The sequence below is a fragment of the Nocardioides psychrotolerans genome, from assembly GCF_943371775.1.
GTDB lineage: Bacteria > Actinomycetota > Actinomycetes > Propionibacteriales > Nocardioidaceae > Nocardioides > Nocardioides psychrotolerans_A.
The window spans coordinates 1-18,581 of sequence record NZ_CALRWD010000030.1 but is presented as its reverse complement, the minus strand read 5'-3'; the positions used below and the strand labels follow the sequence as shown (position 1 = coordinate 18,581).

Below are 18,581 nucleotides of genomic sequence, written 5' to 3'. Positions count from 1 at the left end.
GTCGTCTAGAGCAGGCCGGACGCCGCCAGACCGACCCGGAGCGCGGCGACCTCGTCCTCGTCCAGCGGCACGAGCGGCGCGCGGACGTTGCGGTTGTCGAGCACCCCGAGCAGCTGCAGCGCTGCCTTGGCGGTGGTGGCTCCGTAGTTGGGGACGCCCATCACGGCGTCGATCGCGGGGAGCATCCGCGTGAAGACCTGGAGCGCCGTGGCGGGGTCGCCGGCGGCGAAGGCGTCGTACATCTCGCGCAGGAGCGGACCCGCGGCGTGGCCCGCGACCGACACGAAGCCGGCGGCGCCGTGGGCCAGCCAGCCGAGGTTGGCGACGTCGTCGCCGGAGTAGACGGCGTAGCCCATCTGCATGAGGCGTACGCCGCGGGCGTAGTCGCCGACCGCGTCCTTGACCGCGACGACGCTGTCCCACTCGATCGCGGCCGCGTAGGTCTCCATCGCGATCGTCGTGCCGGTGCGACCCGGGACGTCGTAGAGCATGACCGGCACGCCGCAGGCCTCGACGACGCTGCGGAAGTGGTGCAGCACGCCGGCCTGGCTGGGCTTGTTGTAGTAGGGCGTGACGAGGAGCAGGCCGTCGGCGCCGATCTTCTCGGCCTGGACGGCCAGCTCGACCGACGTGGCGGTCGCGTTGGTGCCGACCCCCGCGATGACCACGGCACGGTCGCCGACCGCGTCCTTGACCGCGGCCAGGATCTCGCCGTCCTCGGCGGTCGTGGTCGTGGGCGACTCACCGGTCGTGCCGGAGACGACGACGCCGTCGTGGCCGTGGTCGACGAGGTGGGTCGCGATGCGGGCGGTGCCCTCGAGGTCGACGGAACCGTCGTCGTGGAACGCGGTCGCCATGGCGGTCAGGACCGTGCCGAACGGGGTTGCCGGGGGGGAAGGGGGCGTCGCGCTCATGAGGTCAGGCTATCGCTCTTCGCCGGTCCCGCCGTGCGGGCGGCTCGCCGGTGGCACGTCACACGTGAGGCATCACGTCGGCCGCCACCAGGCGCAGGTGGTCGAGGTCGGCGAGGTCGAGGACCTGGAGGTAGAGACGCTCGCTGCCGAGGGCGGCATAGTCACCGATCCGCTCGACGACCTCCTCCGGCGTCCCCGCGATGCCGTTCTCCCGCAGCTCGTCCTTGTCGCGACCGATGGCGGCCGCGCGCCGCTCGACCTCCGCCTCGTCGGCCCCGACGCAGAGCACGAGCGCGTTGGAGTAGACGAGCTCGTCGGGGTCACGGCCGATCGCCTCGCACGCGGCGCGCACCCGACCGAACTGCGCGGTGGTGGTGGCCCGGTCGACGAACGGCAGGTTGAACTCGTCGGCGTACGACGCGGCGAGGGCGGGGGTGCGCTTCTTGCCGACCCCGCCGATCAGCACCGGGGGCTTGGCCTGGGTCGGCTTCGGCAGGCCCGGCGAGTCGGTCACCTGGTAGTGCTCACCGTCGTAGGAGAAGCCCGGTCCGTCCAGCGGGGTCGCCCACAGGCCGGTGATGATGGCGAGCTGCTCCTCGAAGCGGTCGAAGCGCTCCTTGGTGCTCGGGAAGGGGATGGCGTACTTCTCGTGCTCGGCCTGGAACCAACCGGCACCGATCCCGAGCTCGACGCGGCCGCCGCTCATCTGGTCGACGCCGGCGACGCTGATCGCGAGCGGCCCGGGGTGGCGGAAGGTCGCGCTGGTCATCATCGTGCCGAGCCGGATCGTGCTGGTCTCCCGGGCGAGCGCGGCCAGCGTGATCCACGCGTCGCTGGGGCCGGGGAGCCCGGGCGTGCCCATCCCGAGGTAGTGGTCGGAGCGGAAGAACGCCCCGAAACCGAGCTCCTCGGCCTCGAGCGCGACCGCCAGGAGGTCGTCGTAGGTGGCGCCCTGCTGGGGCTCGGTGAAGACACGCAGTTCCATGTCCATCACTCTGCCAGGCTCAGCGGACCGGGTGACCGGCTGCCTCGAGCGCTCCCTTGACGTCGCGGATGCGCAGCGTGCCGAAGTGGAAGACGGTGGCGGCGAGGACCGCGTCGGCGCCGGCATCGACGGCCGGCGCGAAGTGCTCGCTGGACCCGGCACCACCGGAGGCGATGACGGGCACCGTGACCTCACGGCGTACGGCGCGGATCAGCTCGAGGTCGAAGCCGTCCTGGGTGCCGTCCGCGTCCATCGCGTTGAGCAGGATCTCCCCCGCACCGAGCTCGCACGCGCGGGCGGCCCACGCGATCGCGTCGAGGCCGGCGGACTTGCGGCCGCCGTGGGTGGTGACCTCCCAGCCCGAGTCGGTCCCCGGGGCACGGCGGGCGTCGACGGAGAGCACGAGCACCTGGTTGCCGAAGCGGTCGGCGATCTCGGCGACCAGCTCGGGTCGGTGGATCGCGGCGGTGTTGACCGCGACCTTGTCGGCCCCTGCACGCAGCAGCCGGTCGACGTCCTCGACGGAGGCCACTCCCCCACCGACCGTCAGGGGGATGAAGACCTCCTCGGCTGTGCGCGACACGATCTCCATCGTGGTCGCCCGACCCTCGTGAGAGGCGGAGATGTCGAGGAAGGTCAGCTCGTCGGCGCCCTCCGCGTCATAGGTGCGGGCCAGCTCGACGGGGTCGCCCGCGTCGCGCAGCTCCCGGAAGTTGATGCCCTTAACCACGCGCCCGGCGTCGACGTCGAGGCACGGGATGACGCGGACGGCCAGGCTCATGCCTGGGCCTTCGGCAGGGTCAGGGTGAGCGCGTCCTCGAGGGTGAAACGGCCCTCGTAGAGCGCCGTGCCGATGATCGCGCCCTCGACCCCGAGGTCGACCAGACCCATCAGCGCCTCGAGGTCGGTCAGCTCGGTGATGCCGCCCGAGGCGACGACCGGCCGGTCCGTGACGGCGCAGACGTCGCGCAGCAGGTCGAGGTTGGGCCCCTGCAGCATGCCGTCCTTGTTGACGTCGGTGACGACGTAGCGGGCGCAGCCCTCCGCGTCGAGACGGGTCAGCACGTCGTAGAGGTCGCCGCCGTCGCGGGTCCAGCCGCGGGCCGCGAGCGTGCGCCCACGCACGTCGAGCCCGACGGCCACGCGATCGCCGTATTCCGCGATCGCGGCGGCGCACCACTCCGGCTGCTCCAGCGCGGCGGTGCCGATGTTGACCCGGCGACACCCCGTGGCCATGGCCGCGGCCAGCGACTCGTCGTCGCGGATGCCGCCGCTCATCTCGACCTGGATGTCCAGGGTGCCGACGATCTGCGCCTGGAGCTCACGGTTGTGGCCCCGGCCGAACGCCGCGTCGAGGTCGACCAGGTGCAGCCACTCGGCCCCGGCCTCCTGCCAGCGCAGCGCGGCCTCGATCGGGTCGCCGAAGCGCTTCTCCGACCCGGCGACGCCCTGCACCAGCTGGACGGCCTGGCCGCCCGCGATGTCGACGGCGGGCAGCAGCTCGAGGTAGTCGCTCATGGTGGTTCTCGTCTCCAGACAGGTGGGGTGAGGCCGGCGCTCAGCGACGGCGGAACAGCAGGGTGTGCAGGACAGGGGCGCCGAGGAGGCTGACGATGATCACCAGCAGCCGCGCGGCCCAGTGATCGAGGAAGGCCCACGCCACGAGGTTGACCAGCACGACGACCAGGATCGTCGCCCAGGTCTGGTGGCGCGCGCGCCGGGTCAGGACGCCCGCCGGGCGGGGACGCGGCTTGGGCAGGACCGACGTGAGCGACTTCTTGCGTGCCGCGCGACGCGCGGCGCGCTCGGCCTCCGCGGCGCGTGCCGCTGCCCGCACCGCCGCCTCGCGCTCGCGCTCCTCCCGGCGTCGGGCCCGCTCCTTGCTCATGCTCGCCCTGGCCTCACAGCGACGTCACCCAGTTGCGCAGCAGCGCGGCACCGGCGTCGCCGGACTTCTCCGGGTGGAACTGCGTGGCGCTGAGCGGCCCGTTCTCGACGGCCGCGACGAAGCGGTCGCCGCCGTGCTCGGCCCAGGTCACCAGCGGGGCGCGGGTGCGGTCGTTGGTCACCAGCGTCCACTCGCGCACGCCGTAGGAGTGCACGAAGTAGAACCGCTCGTCGCGGATCCCCGCGAAGAGCGCGGTCTCCTCGGGCACGTCGACGGTGTTCCACCCCATGTGGGGTACGACGGGCGCCTGCAGGCGCTCGACCACGCCGGGCCACTCGTCGCAGCCCTCGGTCTCGACACCGTGCTCCACCCCGCGGGCGAAGAGGATCTGCATGCCGACACAGATCCCGAGCACGGGGCGGCCGCCGGCGAGCCTGCGCCCGATGATCCGCTCCCCCTTGATGCCCAGCAGCCCCGACATGCACGCGGCGTAGGCCCCGACGCCGGGCACCACGAGCCCCTCGGCCTCCAGCGCACGGTCGAAGTCGCCGGTCAGCTCGACCGTCGCCCCGGCCCGCTCGAGCGCGCGGACGGCCGAGCGGAGGTTGCCGGACCCGTAGTCCAGGACGACGACGTCGGGGGCCGAGGTGCTCAGAGTGCACCCTTGGTGGAGGGGACCCCGGTCTCCCGCGGGTCGATCGCGACGGCGTCGCGGAACGCGCGGGCGAACGCCTTGAACTGCGTCTCCACGATGTGGTGCGGCTCGCGCCCGGCGAGCACCCGCACGTGCAGCGCGATGTGGGCGTGGAAGGCGATGGTCTCGAAGACGTGCTTGGTCAGTGAGCCGAGGTAGGCCGGCGTGGTGCCGCCGAGCTGGACGTAGACCTGCCCCTCGGGCTCACCCGTGTGCACGCAGTAGGGACGACCCGAGACGTCGACGACGGCTTGGACCAGCGCCTCGTCGAGCGGCACGGTGGCGTCGCCGAAACGGCGTACGCCGACCTTGTCGCCGAGCGCCTCGCGCAGGGCCTGGCCGAGCACGATGGCGGTGTCCTCGACGGTGTGGTGGGCGTCGATGTGGGTGTCGCCGGAGGTCTGCACGGTCAGGTCGAGCAGCGCGTGGCGGGCGAAGGCGGTGAGCATGTGGTCGTAGAACCCGACACCCGTGGAGATGTCGTGGCGGCCGGTGCCGTCGAGGTCGACCTCGACGAGCACCTTCGACTCGCTCGTCTGGCGCTCGATGCGTGCGGTCCTGCTCATGCCTGTCCCTCTTCCGTGACTGCTGTGAGTGCCTGCTTGAAGGCCGTCATCTCCTCGGTGGTGCCGATCGAGACCCGGAGCCACCCGTCGGGGCCAGTCTCGCGGATCAGGACACCGTGGTCGAGCAGGCCCTGCCAGACCGCGTGGCGGTCGGCGAACGTGCCGAAGAGACAGAAGTTGGCGTCGCTGTCGGCGACCTGGTGCCCCTGCTCGCGCAACCAGGCCACCGTGGCGTCGCGCTCGACGCGCAGCTGGTCGACCTTGCCGAGCAGCTCGGGCGCGTGCCGCAGCGCCGCGAGCGCGACCGCCTGGGTCACCGCCGAGAGGTGGTAGGGCAGCCGCACGACGCGGATCGCGTCGCAGATCTCCGGGGCGGCGGCGAGGTAGCCGAGCCGCGCGCCGGCGAGCGCGAACGCCTTGCTCATGGTGCGCGTGACGACCAGGTTGCGGTGCTGCGGCAGGACCTCGAGCGCGCTCGGGGTGCCGGCGCGGCGGAACTCGCCGTAGGCCTCGTCGACGACCACGATCCCGGTCTCCCCCACCGCCTCGCACAGCAGGCTGACCGCCTCGGGCGGCAGCGCGGTGCCGGTCGGGTTGTTGGGCGAGGGCAGCAGCACGACCGAGGGCCGCTCCCGCTCGACGAGCTCGCGCGCGACCTCGAGGTCGAGCGCGAAGTCCGTCTCGCGGCGTCCCTGCACCCAGGAGGTGTTGGAGTCGCGGGCGTACTCCGGATACATCGAGTACGTCGGGGCGAAGCTCAGCGCCGTGCGCCCGGGACCGCCGAAAGCCTGCAGCAGCTGCAGCATGATCTCGTTGGACCCGTTGGCCGCCCACACCTGCTCGGTGCGCACTCCGTGACCGAGGTAGTCGGCCAGAGCGCCCCGCAGCTCCACGAACTCACGGTCGGGATAGCGGTTGAGCGTGCGCGTCGCCGCGGCGACCGATCGGGCCACGTCGTCCACGACGGCGTCGGAGGGCGCGTAGGGGTTCTCGTTGACGTTGAGCTGGACGGGCACGTCGAGCTGCGGGGCGCCGTAGGGCTCGATCCCCCGCAGCTCCTCGCGCAGAGGAGGGAAGGTCACGAGAAGCGCACCCGCACGGCCGCGCCGTGGCCGGGCAGGTCCTCCGCCTCGGCGAGGGTGACCACGTGGTCCGCCACCTCGGCCAACGCACCCCGGTCGTAGTCGACGACGTGGATGGACTTGGTGAACGCGCGCACCGACAGCCCCGAGGAGTGGCACGAGCAGCCGCCCGTCGGGAGCACGTGGTTGGAGCCCGCGCAGTAGTCGCCCAGGGAGACCGGGGCGTGCGACCCGACGAAGATCGCGCCGGCGTTGCGCACGCGCGCGGCCCAGGCCGCGGCGTCGACGGTGTGGATCTCGAGGTGCTCGGCGCCGTAGCCGTCGACGACCTTGAGCCCCTGCTCGAGATCTTCGACGAGGACGATGCCGGACTGCGGCCCGCTCAGCGCGGTCAGGATGCGCTCGACGTGCTTGGTGGTCGAGATCTGCTTGTCGAGCTCGGCGTCGACGTCGGCTGCGAGGCGCTCCGAGGTCGTCACGAGGACGGCCGAGGCGAGGGGGTCGTGCTCGGCCTGGCTGATCAGGTCGGCGGCGACGTAGGCCGCGTCGGCGGTGTCGTCGGCGAGGATCGCGATCTCGGTCGGACCGGCCTCGGAGTCGATGCCGACCTGTCCCTTGAGCAGCCGCTTGGCCGTCACGGTCCAGATGCTTCCCGGCCCGGTGACCAGGTCGACCCGCTCGCACGGGCCGACGCCGTAGGCGAACATCGCGATTGCCTGGGCACCGCCGACGGCATAGACCTCCTCGATCCCGAGCAGCTCGCAGGCAGCCAGGATCGTCGGGTGCGGCAGGCCGCCGAAGGCCTTCTGCGGGGTCGAGCTCAGCGCGATCGACTCGACCCCGGCGACCTGGGCCGGGACGACGTTCATCAGCACGCTGGAGACCAGGGGGGCCAGGCCCCCGGGGACGTAGAGACCGACCCGCCCGACCGGCACCTTCTTGTGCGTCACGGTCGCACCGGGTCCCAGGTCGGTCACGGCGTCCTGCTCGAGCTCCTGGGCGCAGGTCGCGCGCAGCCGGCGGATCGACTCGTCGAGGCCGGCACGGATGGCGGGGTCGAGCTGCTCGAGGGCGTCGACGAGCGCCTGGCGCGGGACGCGGATGTCGGTCTGGGGCACCCCGTCGTGCTTCGCGGACATCTCGAAGATGGCCTCGAGGCCCCGGGTGCGCACCGCTTCGCAGATCGCGTGCACGGCGGGGATGGCGGCCTCGATGTCGAACTCGGCCCGAGGCACGGCAGTCCGGTAGTCGACGGGGCCGGTCTGGGCCGCCCCGCGGAGGTCGATGCGCCGAATCATGCACCGATTCTACGAAGGCGGCCCCACGACTCCCTCATCGGTGACCTGGGCTGGACAGTCCGGGGCCGCCGCCGTCCGCTCGCGGCACCGACTACGGTGGCGACCGTGACCCTGACGCTGCCGATGTTCCCGCTCAACTCGGTGCTCTTCCCCGGCGTCAGCGTGCCGCTGCGGGTCTTCGAGGACCGCTACCGCGCCCTGGTGCACCATCTGCTGCGGGTCGAGGACCCGATCGAGCGGGTCTTCGGCTCGGTGGGCATCCGCGAGGGCTACGAGGTGGGTGACCACGGGGCCCAGTCGCTCTACCGCGTGGGCTGCCGGGTGCAGCTCACCGAGGTCGAGTCCAACGCCGACGGGACCTTCGACATCGTCGCGGTGGGCCTGGACCGGATCAAGCTGGACCGCCTCGACACCACGGGGCTCTTCCCCGTGGGCCACGTGGCGGAGCTGGAGGACAACGACGACCCCGTCGCGGACGAGGTGCTCGAGCGAGCGCGTGCCACGTTCACGGCCTACCGGCAGGCCCTCTCCGAGATCGCCACCGACCCCTACTCCGGGAGCCTGCCGCGCGACCCGTCGTACCTCTCCTGGACGCTGGCCGCCTGCGCTCCCCTTCCGATGCCCGAGCGGCAGGCGCTGCTCGAGGCCGACGACGCCACGGAGCGCCTGGTGATGGTCACCGACCTGCTGCGCACCGAGCTCCAGGCCATGAACGTGATCCCGTCGCTGCCGGCCACCGAGGTGGCTCGCACGCGCTGGTCGCCCAACTAGCGCCGCACGCTCGATGGCCAAGAAGTCAGCGTCCGGAGGCACGCCCGCCACGCTCGCCCTGACCGCCGCGGGGATCGAGCACCGGCTCCATCCCTACGAGCACGACCCCCGGGCCGCCTCCTTCGGCCTCGAGGCCGCAGAGGCGCTCGGCCTGGACCCGGCCCGCGTCTTCAAGACGCTGATGGTCACCGTTGACGGCCGGCTCGCCGTCGGCATCGTGCCCGTCTCCGGCCAGCTCGACCTCAAGGCGCTGGCCCGGGCCCTCGGCGCCGGCAAGGCCGCCATGGCGGAGGTGAAGGCCGCCGAGCGGGCCACCGGGTACGTCGCCGGCGGGATCTCCCCGATCGGCCAGAAGAAGGCGCACCCGACCGTCCTCGACACCTCCGCCCTGACCCACCCGACGGTCTTCGTCTCGGGCGGACGGCGCGGGCTGGACGTGGAGGTGGCTCCGGCCGACCTGGTCGCGATCACCGGGGCGATCACGGCCGAGATCGGCCGGAGCTGAGAGGTCGGTCGTCGCCTCAGTCGGTGGTGACCCGCAGGACCACGTGACCGACCTCGTCGTCGAGCCAGCCGGTCAGGCCCAGGCCCTCGAGCGGCTCCAGGTTGTCGCGGACCTCCCCGTCGTCGCCGGCGAGACTCGCGAGCCAGCCGTCGCCCGCGTCGAAGTTGACGAACAGGATCGAGCCCGCGTCACCGACCTCGCGCACGACGTCCTGGAAGACGTCGCTGTCCCCCAGGCCACCGTCCTCGAGCACCTCGGCGCGGTAGTCGGCGTCGGGCCCGATCACGACGTAGTCACCCTTGCCGTCGCTGCCCAAGATGCTCGAGGCCTCGGGGTCGGAGGCGGAGGCGGACTCGACGAGCTTGTCGAGGACACCTTGGATCTCCTCGGCGTCGCCCTTGATCTTGACCGCGACCGGCACGTCGGTGCCGCCTGAGTTGAAGAACAGCTCGGGGTCGAAGGCGGGGCTGAGCGCCACGGCGACCGACTCCCCGGCCAGGGTCTCGGCATCCTCGGGGAGCGAGAGGCCGGTCTCCTCCTCCGCATCGGCGAGCAGGCCCTCGATGTCCATCTCGGAGCCCATGGTCGAGCTGACGTAGTCGAGGACCTCGTCGAACCAGCCCTCCTCGAAGCCCAGGCCGAAGGCGGCGGCGGTGTCCTCGGGCAGGGTCGCCATCGCAGCACCGCCCTGGTCGCTGCCCAGCAGCGTCGGCAGCCCGAGGGCGTCCGTGCCGGAGGCGGCCTCGACCTCGAGGGCTCCGTCGTCGAAGCGCACGGTGAGCGCACCGCCGCGGAAGTCCTCCAGCGCCGACATCATCTCGTCCGGCATCTCCGAGCCGCCGGTGTCGTCGCAGTAGCTGTCGAGCGACGGCAGCTCCGGGATCTCGCCGGACTCGGGGTCGAAGGGCTCCACCTCGTAGACGCAGTCGCTCGAGCCGCCGAACGGGAGGAGGCCGAAGCCACCGATCGCGTCGGCGATGACCGTGCCCGCCTCGGGGGCGGCGTAGGCAGTCAGGATGCCGGCATCGCCGGCCTCGTCGGTCCAGGTCCGGAAGTCCTCGTCGTCGGAGAGAGAGCCCTCCTCGGTCTTGGCGGCCACCTCGTCGGCGATCTCCTGGGTCTCAGCGATCACGGCCCACTCACCGTCGATCGACCAGCCGCCGAGCTCCTCGGAGGACTCCTCGTCGGAGGATCCCTCGCCCACCGCGCAGTCACGCACGGCGCTGAGGCCGACCTCAGCGGCGTCGCCGTCCTTGACCTGCATCACGAGCACCGGGGTCGGGGTGTCGTCGCCGAGGTCGACCGCAGCCACCGCGAAACGGTCGCCCAGCCACGGCTCGATGTCGTCGGCGTAGTCGAGGCCCGCGCACTCGGCCGAGCTCTGGATCTCCTCGAAGATCCGCTCGCGCAGGTCGTCGTCGGTGTCGAGGCCCACCTCGTCCCTGAACGCGGGGAACTTGCGCAACGTGCGGAGCGCCTCGATCTTCTGACCGCCGCTGGGGTCCAGGTCGACGCTGACGTAACCGATCGTGTCGGCCGGGAGGGCCTCCGACGGCTGGGGACCAGTGGCGAGGAAGCTCATCGCCGCCCAGACACCCGTGCCGACGGCGGCGAGGCCGACGACCGCACCCGCACCGATGAGGATCTTCTTGCGGCTGCCGGAGCCTGCGGGTGCACCGGGAGGCAGCGGCCGACCGCCGCCGGCCTCGAGGTACTCGGGTGGCGGCGGCGGACCGGACGGCGGTCCCCATCCCGGCGGCGGTCCGGACGGCGGCGGACCCGCGGGCGGGCCGGACGGCGGACCTGACGGGGGGCCCGACGGGGGGCCGGCAGGAGGTTGGTTGCTGGACACGGTGACCCCCAGGGGACGGGTGCGGATGTGCGGTCCAGCGTCGTGCGGACGGGCCGGGCCGTGCTACTTCGACGGCACTCTACCCACGGGCGTTGCGTTCAGTCGCGGGAGCGGATCCGCCTCGGCACGGTGGCGTAGGTGATGGCGAGGGCGGCCAGCGCGGTGCCGGGCAGCACCAGGAAGGGACTGCGCCCCGACACCTCGATCTGCCCTGGCAGCCGGTCCCCGTCGGTGGCCGCCTTGGCCAGCTCGCGGGGGTCGTCGGGACCGAGGAGCAGGCCGACCTGCCACATCAGGTAGGTCGCCAGGCCGACGCCCACCAGCAGCGCTCCCAGCGTCACGAGCTCGGAGCGGCTCAGGGCCAACGCGCAGAGCAGTCCGAGCAGCAGCCCGGCCACCGCCCCGACGACGACGAACCACCCCGTCGCGGTGAACTCGTCGCGCAGGCCCTGCTCGTCGAGGTACCACATGCCGTCGAAGACGACCCCGACCGGCGGGTCCCAGATCGTGAACCACAGCCAGCCGCACCCGGCACCCACCGCGGCGCACAGGGCGACCACCGCGGCAGCCTGTGCGACCTCCGGCCCGCGGGTGGCGCGCCCGAGCCGGTCGTCCACGGTCCCTGCCGTCATCCGGCCAGGCACCCGGGGCCGAGCAGGGCCTTGAGGTCGGCGAAGAGAGCCGGCGTGGGGGTCACCCGCAGCCGGTCGTCGAGACGCATCACCTTGGTGGCGTCACGGGTGAGCAAGCGCAGCTGGACCTCGGTCATGCCCGGGTGGGTGCCCAGGACGTCCTTGAGCTGCTCGACCACCGGCGCCGTGCACCGGGTCGAGGGCAGGCTGATCACCACCGGGCCGCTGGGGCCGTCGGAGAGGTCGGGGACGCTGACCTCCTGGCCGTGCAGCTCGGGGGTGTCCTTGCTCCGGCTCAGCCGCCCCTTGACGGTGATGATCGCGTCCTCGACGAGGTAGCCACTGGCCAGCTGGTAGGAGCTGGGGAAGAGCAGCACGTCGATCGCGCCGTCGAGGTCCTCGAGGGTCACCATCGCCCACGCGTCGCCACGCTTGGTGATCTTGCGCGCGACTGTCGTCACCAGACCGCTGATCGTCACCGTGGACCCGTCGGCGCGCTCCTCGTCGAGCATGAGCTGACCGATCGTGCAGTCGGTGCCGTTGGACAGGACGTGCTCGAGGCCCAGCAGGGGGTGGTCGGAGACGTAGAGGCCGAGCATGTCGCGCTCATGGCCGAGCAGGGTGGTCTTGTCCCACTCGTCGATGTCGGGGATGGCTACGGTCATGCCGAAGCCGCCCCCGGGCTCGTCCTCCATGCCGCCGAAGAGGGAGTCCTGGCCGATGGCCTCGTTGCGCTTGATGTCGACGTACTGGTCCACGGCGGTCTCGTGGATGGCGACCAGGGCCCGGCGCCGGTGCTTCATCTCGTCGAAGGCACCGGCCTTGATGAGCGACTCGATGACCCGCTTGTTGCAGACCGGAGCCGGCGCCTTGGAGAGGAAGTCGTCGAAGGACTCGTAGCGGCCCTTCTCGGTGCGGCCGGAGACGATGCCGTCGACGACGTTGGCGCCGACGTTGCGCACCGCGGTGAGCCCGAAACGGATGTCGTGCCCGACCGGGGTGAAGTGGTGGGAGGACTCGTTGACGTCCGGCGGGAGCACCTGGATCTTCATCCGACGGCACTCGTTGAGGTAGATCGCGGACTTGTCCTTGTCGTCCTTGGTGGAGGTCAGCAGGGCCGCCATGTATTCGGCCGGGAAGTTGGCCTTGAGGTAGGCGGTCCAGTAGGAGACCAGGCCGTAGGCGGCCGAGTGGGCCTTGTTGAAGGCGTAGTCGGAGAAGGGCAGCAGGGTGTCCCAGAGGGCCTTGATCGCCGCGGCGCTGTAGCCGCGCTCGGTCATGCCGGCGGAGAAGCCGGCGAACTGCTTGTCCAGCTCCTCCTTCTTCTTCTTGCCCATCGCGCGACGCAGGATGTCGGCCTGGCCCAGGGTGTAGCCGGCGAGCTTCTGCGCGATCGCCATCACCTGCTCCTGGTAGACGATCAGGCCGTAGGTCTCGCCCAGCACGTCCTCGAGCGCCTCGGCCAGCTCGGGGTGCAGCGCCTCGACCGGCTCGCGACCGGTCTTGCGACGGGCGTACTTGTTGTGGGAGTCGGCGCCCATCGGACCGGGACGGTAGAGCGCGCCGACGGCGGAGATGTCCTCGAAGCAGTCGGGCCGCATCGAGCGCAGCAGCGCACGCATCGGCCCACCGTCGAGCTGGAAGACGCCGAGGGTGTCTCCGCGCTGGAGCAGCCGGTAGGTCGCCTCGTCGGTGAGCTCGAGGTCCTCGAGCACCACGGTCTCGCCGCGGTTGGCCTGGATGTTCTTGATGGCGTCGTCGAGCACCGTGAGGTTGCGCAGCCCGAGGAAGTCCATCTTGATCAGGCCGAGCGACTCGCACGTGGGGTAGTCGAACTGCGTGATCATCGCGCCGTCGGCCGGGCGCTTGAGCATCGGGATGATGTCGAGCAGCGGCTCGCTCGACATGATGACGCCGGCGGCGTGGACGCCCCACTGACGCTTGAGGCCCTCGATGCCGATCGCGGTGTCGACGACGCGCTTGACGTCCTGGTCGCCGTCGTAGAGCGTGCGGAACTCCCCGCCCTCGCCGTAGCGCTTGTGGGCCGGGTCGAAGATCTCCTGCAACGGCACGTCCTTGCCCATGACCGCGGCGGGCATCGCCTTGGTGATGCGGTCCCCCATCGCGAACGGGTAGCCGAGGATGCGGCTGGAGTCCTTGACGGCCTGCTTGGCCTTGATCGTCCCGTAGGTGACGATCATCGAGACCCGGTCCTCGCCGTACTTGTCGGAGACGTAGCGGATGACCTCGCCACGACGACGCTCGTCGAAGTCGATGTCGAAGTCGGGCATGGAGACGCGATCGGGGTTGAGGAACCGCTCGAAGATCAGGCCGTGCTGGAGCGGGTCGAGGTCGGTGATGCGCATCGCGTAGGCGACCATCGACCCGGCGCCGGACCCACGGCCCGGACCGACCCGGATGCCGTTGTCCTTGGCCCAGTTGATGAAGTCGGCGACGACGAGGAAGTAGCCCGGGAAGCCCATCTGCGTGATGACGCCGACCTCGAACTCGGCCTGCTTGCGCACGTCGTCGGGGATGCCGGCCGGGTAGCGGTAGTGCAGGCCCTTCTCGACCTCCTTGACCAGCCAGGAGTCCTCGTTCTCGCCCTCGGGACACGGGAAGCGAGGCATGAAGGTGCCGTTGCCCTCGGTGAACTGCACGTCGCAGCGCTCGGCGATGAGCAGGGTGTTGTCGCACGCCTCGGGGAAGTCGCGCCACAGGTCCCGCATCTCGGCGGCGGACTTGAGGTAGTAGCCGTCGCCGTTGAAGGCGAAGCGCTGCCCGGGACCGTCACCGGCCGGGATGTCCATCGTCGAGCCGGAGTTGATGCAGAGCAGGTGCTCCTGGCTCTTGGCATCCTCCTGCATGACGTAGTGGGAGTCGTTGGTCGCCAGCAGCGGGATCTGCATGTCCTTGGCCAGGCGCAGCAGCCCGTCCTTGACCCGGGTCTCGATGTCGAGGCCGTGGTCCATCAGCTCGAGGAAGTAGTTGTCCTTGCCGAGGATGTCCTGGAAGTCGCCGGCGACCTGCTTGGCCGCCTCGTAGTTGCCGTGACGCAGGTGGACCTGGACCTCGCCGGACGGGCAGCCGGTCGTGCCGATGATGCCCTTGCCGTGCTGCGAGAGGAGCTCACGGTCCATGCGTGGGTGCTTGAAGAAGCCGTCGCGCCAGGCGCCCGTGGAGAGTCGGAAGAGGTTGTGCATGCCCTCGGTCGACTCGCTCAGCAGCGTCATGTGCGTGTAGGCGCCGCGGTTGGAGACGTCGTCGGGCCCGCCGCCGTAGAAGTTGACGCCCTTGCGCTCGAAGCGGGAGATGTTGGGGGCGAAGTAGGCCTCGATGCCGATGATCGGCTTGACCCCGGCCTGCTTGGCCTTCTTGTAGAACTCATAGGCACCGAACACGTTGCCGTGGTCGGTCATCGCGACCGCCGGCATGCCGAGGTCGGCCGCCCGCTGGGTCAGCGCGCCGAGCCGGGCGGCACCGTCGAGCATGGAGTACTCGGTGTGGACGTGCAGGTGGACGAAGGAGTCGGAAGAACCTGTCGTCATGTCTGCTTCGGGCTCCTCGCCGGTCGAGATAGGGCATGCTGCAGCGGCCACGACGGCCTCGAAGGAGGGCGCCGGACGTCTCGCTGGGGGAAGAGGACCAGCCTACGCGAACCGCTCCGGGCATGGTGGCAGGGCGCACCGACATCTCATCCGAGGACCAGCGCCGCGACCCCCGCGGTGACCACGACCGCGCCCACCAGCCGGCGCCCTCCGTGCGCCTCGCCGAGCCACCACCAGGCGGCGAGGCTGCCCACCACGATGCTGGTGCTGCGCAGCGGTGCCACGACCGAGACCGGCGCGAGGGTGAGGGCGACCAGCACCAGCACGTAGGCCACCGGGGAGAGCACCGCCACCGCGAGACCCGTGCGCCAGTGTCGGCGCAGCACGGCTCCCGCTCCCCCGAGCCGACCCGCGCACGCCAGCGTGAGCACGACGACCATCCACGCCCCGCCCACCGCGTAGTAGGTGACCGGGTCGACGCCCAGTCCGGCGACGGCGTGGGCGTCCCAGAGCGTGTAGCCGGCGATGGCGGCCGCGATCAACACCCCCCAGCGCAGCCCCGCGGCCCGACGGGCGCGCGACTCGGGTGCTGCTGCCCCGGTCGAGACCACGCCCACCCCCGCCGTGATCAACGCGATCCCGAGCCAGCCCAGGGCTCCCGGTCGCTCGCCGAGCACGGCCACGGCGAAGCCGGCGGCCAGCACGGGGCCCAGTCCACGGGCCACCGGGTAGGTGACGTTGAGGTCGCTGCGGGCGTAGGCGGCCTGGAGCGAGACGGCGTAGGCCGTGTGGAGCAGCGCGCTGACCGCCCCGGCGCCGACCAGGGTCCACGACACCTCTGCCCCCAGCAGCACCGCCACGAGGGCGGCCGGGGCGAGCAGGACCAGCGAGAGGACCGAGTAGACCCAGACGAACAGGCCGCTGTCCTCGGCGTGGGCCCGGCTGGCCAGGAGGTTCCACGCGGCGTGGGCCACGGACCCGGCCAGGGTCAGGACCACGGCGGTCAGCACCGGGGGTGCGCCGCGCTCACGTGCGGGCCGCGTCCAGGCTCTCGGTGATGATGGTGTGGACGATCCGCTCGATCCGCTCGGCCCCCAGGGCCGGCGCGCGGGCGGCCAGCGCCTCGGCGATCTGGTGCTCGCGGGCGAGGTCTCGCTGCGTGGGGTCGGCCTTGAGCGGCTGGACCGCGCGCGTCAGGGCGGCGCGGCGCGCGAGCAGGTCGCCGAGCTGGGCGTCGACCTCGTCGATGAGGCCGCGGAGGAAGGCGAGCGGGTCCGCGCCGGTCCAGGCCATCTTGATGTCGGGCGCGCGCTCCTCGTTGGCCGAGCCGTCCGTGCGCTCGAGCTCCACGAGCCCGTGGCGGGCGTAGAACGCCCGCGCCGGCGCGTTGCTCTCGAACACCCAGAGGCAGAAGCCGTCGGGACGCACCGAGGTGGCGACGTCGATCAGCGCGGAGCCGACGCCCTGCCGCGCGTGGGACGGCTCGACGTAGAGGTCGTCGAGCCAGGTGTCGGTCAGGCGCGCGTAGCCCACCACGACGCCGTCGTGCTCGGCCACCCAGACCTCGTCGGACTGCAGCCGGACGGCGAGCCAACGTCGTACGTCGTCGTCGGGATGCACGGCGGGCGGCATCGGCGCCGCACGCCGCGCGCGCAGGTGGACCGACGCGACGTCATGGGCGTCGATCGGCGTCGCCGGTCGGAGGACCAGGTCAGTCGGCATCGCGGATGATCTCGAGGGCACGGGAGAGGTCGTCGGGGTAGGTCGACTCGTACTCCACGTAGGCGCCCGAGTCGGGGTGCTCGAAGCCGAGCTTGACCGCGTGCAGCCACTGACGCTCCAGGCCCACCCGGCGCGACAGGGTGGGGTCGGCACCGTAGGTGATGTCGCCGACGCACGGGTGCTTGAGCGCCGCCATGTGCACACGGATCTGGTGGGTGCGACCCGTCTCGAGGTGCACCTCCAGCAGGCTGGCGAACCGGTGCGCCTCGAGGGTCTCGTAGTGCGTCACGCTGGGACGCCCGTCACCCATGACCGCGAACTTGTAGTCGGCGCGGGGGTGGCGACCGATCGGCGCGTCGATGGTGCCCTCGTGCGGGTCGGGGTGCCCCTGGACGAGGGCGTGGTAGGTCTTGTCGACCGTGCGCTGACGGAAGGCGTTCTTGAGCAGCGAGTAGCCGTGCTCGGACTTGGTGATCACCATGACGCCCGAGGTGCCGACATCGAGCCGCTGCACGATCCCTTGACGCTCGGGAGCACCGCTCGTCGCGATGCGGAAACCGGCACCGGCGAGGTGCCCGACCACCGTCGGTCCGGACCAGCCCGGCGAGGGGTGCACCGCGACGCCGACCGGCTTGTCGATCACGACGATGGAGTCGTCGTCGTGGATGATCTTGATGCCCTCGACGATCTCCGGGACGATCTCGAGCGGGTCGCCCTCGAAGGGGATCGTCACGTCGAGACGGGTGCCGGGCAGCACGCGGTCGCTCTTGGCCACCGCGGCGCCGTCCAGCGTGACCAGCCCGCTGGAGATCAGGTCGGCCGCCCGCGTGCGGGACAGGCCGAACATCTGGGCCATCGCGGCGTCCACCCGCTCGCCGGCCAGCCCGTCGGGGACCTGGAGACTGCGGTGGTCGACCTGCTGTGTCACGTCTGCTTCGCCTCGGGTTCGGTGCGCTCGGGCTCGTCGGCGCCCTCACGGGTGCCGTCGATGCGGATGCCGCGGAAGGCCTGGATGAGGATCAGTCCCGCGGCGATGTTGATCGCCACGTCGGCGAAGTTGAAGACCGGCCAGTTGGGCAGCATCAGGAAGTCGATGACGTGTCCACGCAGGGGGCCGGGGGCCCGGAAGATCCGGTCGGTGAGGTTGCCCGCGACACCCGCGAGCAGGAAGCCGAGCGCGGTGGCCCAGCCGGCGCTGCCGAGCCGGCGGCTCAACCAGAGGACCACCACGACCGCGATGATCGCGATGACGCTGAGCACCTCGGTGAACTGCGTGCCCGTGCTGAAGGCGGCCCCCGGGTTGCGGGTCAGGTGCAGGACCAGGAAGTCCCCCACCAGAGGGATGTCACGGTCGGCGAGCTCCTCGACAGCCACGATCTTGGTGAGGATGTCGACGAGGTAGACGACCAGGGCGATCGCTGCGAAACGGAGTCGCAGACGGCCACTCCCGTGGGTCGTGGACCGGGACTCGGGAGTGGCGTCGTCGTCGCTCAGCGACGTTCCTCGCGCTGCTTGCATGTCATGCAGAGTGTCGCACGGGGGAAAGCCATGAGCCGCATCTTGCCGATGGCGTTGCCGCAGGACTCACACACCCCGTAGGTGCCGTCGTCGATGCGGGCGAGGGCACGGTCGATCTGGGCGATCTTGTCGCGCTCGTTGTTGAGCACGGTCAGCTCGTGGTCCCGCTCGAAGCTGGTCGCGCCCATGTCGGCCTGGTCCTGGCCGGCACCATCACCGGCGTCACGCAGCAGCCCCGAGAGCTCGGTCTCCTGTGCCGTGACGATCCCGGTGCTGTGCGCGTGCTGCTCGCGCAGCTCGTCGAGCACCTCCTTGAGCTCGGCCTTGGTCCACGCGTCCTCCCCCTCCTTCACCACGAGGGCGGAGGCGGGTGCGTTCTTGGCGGGAGCGGGCTTCTTCACCGAGGGTGCCTTCTGTGCGGGGGGCGTCGTCTTCGTGGGTGCGGCCTTCGTGGCCGGTGCAGTCTTCTTGGCCGGTGCGGCCTTCTTGGCCGGTGCGGCCTTCTTCGCGGGTGCGGCCTTCTTGGCCGGTGCGGCCTTCTTCGCCGGTGCGGCCTTCTTCGCCGGTGCGGCCTTCTTCGCCGGTGCGGCCTTCTTCGCCGGTGCG

19 protein-coding genes are annotated in these 18,581 nt (G+C 71.3%); 2 read left to right on the top strand and 17 right to left on the bottom strand.

Features of this window, described 5'->3' with window-relative positions; translation table 11 throughout:
- Positions 1 to 5: 5 nt before the first annotated feature.
- The 9 genes from dapA to hisD are packed head-to-tail and all read right to left on the bottom strand — an operon-like array spanning position 6 to position 7,427.
- A complete protein-coding gene (gene dapA, locus AAG827_RS10625) occupies positions 6 to 914 on the bottom strand; it encodes a 4-hydroxy-tetrahydrodipicolinate synthase (RefSeq protein ID WP_341925928.1) in 909 nt (302 codons plus the stop codon).
- Between the two features lie 58 nt (positions 915 to 972).
- Entirely contained in the window at positions 973 to 1,899 is a 927-nt protein-coding gene (locus AAG827_RS10620; protein ID WP_341925926.1) for an LLM class F420-dependent oxidoreductase, read from the bottom strand.
- A gap of 19 nt (positions 1,900 to 1,918) precedes the next feature.
- Positions 1,919 to 2,680: an imidazole glycerol phosphate synthase subunit HisF gene (gene hisF, locus AAG827_RS10615; protein WP_341925925.1), complete on the bottom strand. Its 762-nt coding sequence runs from the start codon at positions 2,678 to 2,680 to the stop codon at positions 1,919 to 1,921.
- Positions 2,677 to 3,417, bottom strand: a complete 741-nt coding sequence (gene priA, locus AAG827_RS10610) for a bifunctional 1-(5-phosphoribosyl)-5-((5-phosphoribosylamino)methylideneamino)imidazole-4-carboxamide isomerase/phosphoribosylanthranilate isomerase PriA (protein WP_341925924.1) — start codon at positions 3,415 to 3,417, stop codon at positions 2,677 to 2,679. Before priA ends, hisF begins: the two co-directional genes overlap by 4 nt.
- 40 nt (positions 3,418 to 3,457) lie before the next feature.
- Complete coding sequence (locus AAG827_RS10605) at positions 3,458 to 3,787, bottom strand: hypothetical protein (protein WP_341925922.1); 330 nt, start codon at positions 3,785 to 3,787, stop codon at positions 3,458 to 3,460.
- Positions 3,788 to 3,800: 13 nt separating this feature from the next.
- Positions 3,801 to 4,442 (bottom strand): imidazole glycerol phosphate synthase subunit HisH, encoded by a 642-nt coding sequence (gene hisH / locus AAG827_RS10600; protein ID WP_341925946.1) that lies wholly within the window; start codon positions 4,440 to 4,442, stop codon positions 3,801 to 3,803.
- Positions 4,439 to 5,047 (bottom strand): imidazoleglycerol-phosphate dehydratase HisB, encoded by a 609-nt coding sequence (hisB, locus tag AAG827_RS10595; RefSeq protein WP_341925921.1) that lies wholly within the window; start codon positions 5,045 to 5,047, stop codon positions 4,439 to 4,441. Before hisB ends, hisH begins: the two co-directional genes overlap by 4 nt.
- Positions 5,044 to 6,129 carry a histidinol-phosphate transaminase gene (locus tag AAG827_RS10590; protein ID WP_341925920.1) on the bottom strand — a complete coding sequence of 362 codons (1,086 nt, stop codon included), beginning with the start codon at positions 6,127 to 6,129 and terminating at the stop codon, positions 5,044 to 5,046. Before AAG827_RS10590 ends, hisB begins: the two co-directional genes overlap by 4 nt.
- The gene (hisD, locus tag AAG827_RS10585; RefSeq protein WP_341925919.1) at positions 6,126 to 7,427 is read right to left on the bottom strand and encodes a histidinol dehydrogenase; all 1,302 of its coding nucleotides are present in this window, start codon (positions 7,425 to 7,427) and stop codon (positions 6,126 to 6,128) included. The genes AAG827_RS10590 and hisD overlap by 4 nt, the downstream gene beginning before the upstream one ends.
- A 105-nt stretch (positions 7,428 to 7,532) precedes the next feature.
- On the opposite strand from hisD, the gene AAG827_RS10580 reads away from it, so the two are divergent.
- On the top strand, positions 7,533 to 8,198 hold the full coding sequence (locus AAG827_RS10580; protein ID WP_341925917.1) for an LON peptidase substrate-binding domain-containing protein: 666 nt from the start codon (positions 7,533 to 7,535) through the stop codon (positions 8,196 to 8,198).
- Between the two features lie 13 nt (positions 8,199 to 8,211).
- Positions 8,212 to 8,703: a Cys-tRNA(Pro) deacylase gene (gene ybaK, locus AAG827_RS10575; protein ID WP_341925915.1), complete on the top strand. Its 492-nt coding sequence runs from the start codon at positions 8,212 to 8,214 to the stop codon at positions 8,701 to 8,703.
- 16 nt (positions 8,704 to 8,719) lie between these two features.
- Here the strand turns inward: ybaK and AAG827_RS10570 are convergent, their stop codons facing one another.
- From AAG827_RS10570 to AAG827_RS10535, 8 genes are all read right to left on the bottom strand, one after another.
- Positions 8,720 to 10,555, bottom strand: coding sequence for a DUF3352 domain-containing protein (locus tag AAG827_RS10570; RefSeq protein ID WP_341925914.1), 1,836 nt, complete (start codon positions 10,553 to 10,555; stop codon positions 8,720 to 8,722).
- A 98-nt stretch (positions 10,556 to 10,653) separates the two neighbouring features.
- The gene (locus AAG827_RS10565) at positions 10,654 to 11,187 is read right to left on the bottom strand and encodes a hypothetical protein (protein WP_341925913.1); all 534 of its coding nucleotides are present in this window, start codon (positions 11,185 to 11,187) and stop codon (positions 10,654 to 10,656) included.
- A complete protein-coding gene (gene dnaE / locus AAG827_RS10560) occupies positions 11,184 to 14,735 on the bottom strand; it encodes a DNA polymerase III subunit alpha (RefSeq protein WP_341925911.1) in 3,552 nt (1,183 codons plus the stop codon). The genes AAG827_RS10565 and dnaE overlap by 4 nt, the downstream gene beginning before the upstream one ends.
- Before the next feature lie 146 nt (positions 14,736 to 14,881).
- Positions 14,882 to 15,745: a DMT family transporter gene (locus AAG827_RS10555; protein WP_341925909.1), complete on the bottom strand. Its 864-nt coding sequence runs from the start codon at positions 15,743 to 15,745 to the stop codon at positions 14,882 to 14,884.
- Positions 15,746 to 15,761: 16 nt separating this feature from the next.
- Positions 15,762 to 16,457: a GNAT family N-acetyltransferase gene (locus AAG827_RS10550; protein WP_341925908.1), complete on the bottom strand. Its 696-nt coding sequence runs from the start codon at positions 16,455 to 16,457 to the stop codon at positions 15,762 to 15,764.
- Positions 16,447 to 17,385, bottom strand: a complete 939-nt coding sequence (locus tag AAG827_RS10545) for an RluA family pseudouridine synthase (RefSeq protein WP_309649384.1) — start codon at positions 17,383 to 17,385, stop codon at positions 16,447 to 16,449. The genes AAG827_RS10550 and AAG827_RS10545 overlap by 11 nt, the downstream gene beginning before the upstream one ends.
- Positions 17,382 to 17,975, bottom strand: a complete 594-nt coding sequence (lspA, locus tag AAG827_RS10540; protein ID WP_341925907.1) for a signal peptidase II — start codon at positions 17,973 to 17,975, stop codon at positions 17,382 to 17,384. The genes AAG827_RS10545 and lspA overlap by 4 nt, the downstream gene beginning before the upstream one ends.
- The coding region (locus tag AAG827_RS10535) for a TraR/DksA C4-type zinc finger protein (protein ID WP_341925906.1) at positions 17,948 to 18,581 on the bottom strand (634 nt) is incomplete at its 5' end. The genes AAG827_RS10535 and lspA, both read right to left, overlap by 28 nt.

What these genes read in the sequence shown, in the direction of transcription:
- dapA (WP_341925928.1), bottom strand. Translation starts at nt 914, where the DNA reads ATGAGCGCGACGCCCCCTTCCCCCCCGGCAACCCCGTTCGGCACGGTC.
- AAG827_RS10620 (WP_341925926.1), bottom strand. Translation starts at nt 1,899, where the DNA reads ATGGAACTGCGTGTCTTCACCGAGCCCCAGCAGGGCGCCACCTACGAC.
- hisF (WP_341925925.1), bottom strand. Translation starts at nt 2,680, where the DNA reads ATGAGCCTGGCCGTCCGCGTCATCCCGTGCCTCGACGTCGACGCCGGG.
- priA (WP_341925924.1), bottom strand. Translation starts at nt 3,417, where the DNA reads ATGAGCGACTACCTCGAGCTGCTGCCCGCCGTCGACATCGCGGGCGGC.
- AAG827_RS10605 (WP_341925922.1), bottom strand. Translation starts at nt 3,787, where the DNA reads ATGAGCAAGGAGCGGGCCCGACGCCGGGAGGAGCGCGAGCGCGAGGCG.
- hisB (WP_341925921.1), bottom strand. Translation starts at nt 5,047, where the DNA reads ATGAGCAGGACCGCACGCATCGAGCGCCAGACGAGCGAGTCGAAGGTG.
- hisD (WP_341925919.1), bottom strand. Translation starts at nt 7,427, where the DNA reads ATGATTCGGCGCATCGACCTCCGCGGGGCGGCCCAGACCGGCCCCGTC.
- ybaK (WP_341925915.1), top strand. Translation starts at nt 8,212, where the DNA reads ATGGCCAAGAAGTCAGCGTCCGGAGGCACGCCCGCCACGCTCGCCCTG.
- AAG827_RS10565 (WP_341925913.1), bottom strand. Translation starts at nt 11,187, where the DNA reads ATGACGGCAGGGACCGTGGACGACCGGCTCGGGCGCGCCACCCGCGGG.
- dnaE (WP_341925911.1), bottom strand. Translation starts at nt 14,735, where the DNA reads ATGACGACAGGTTCTTCCGACTCCTTCGTCCACCTGCACGTCCACACC.
- AAG827_RS10550 (WP_341925908.1), bottom strand. Translation starts at nt 16,457, where the DNA reads ATGCCGACTGACCTGGTCCTCCGACCGGCGACGCCGATCGACGCCCAT.
- lspA (WP_341925907.1), bottom strand. Translation starts at nt 17,975, where the DNA reads ATGCAAGCAGCGCGAGGAACGTCGCTGAGCGACGACGACGCCACTCCC.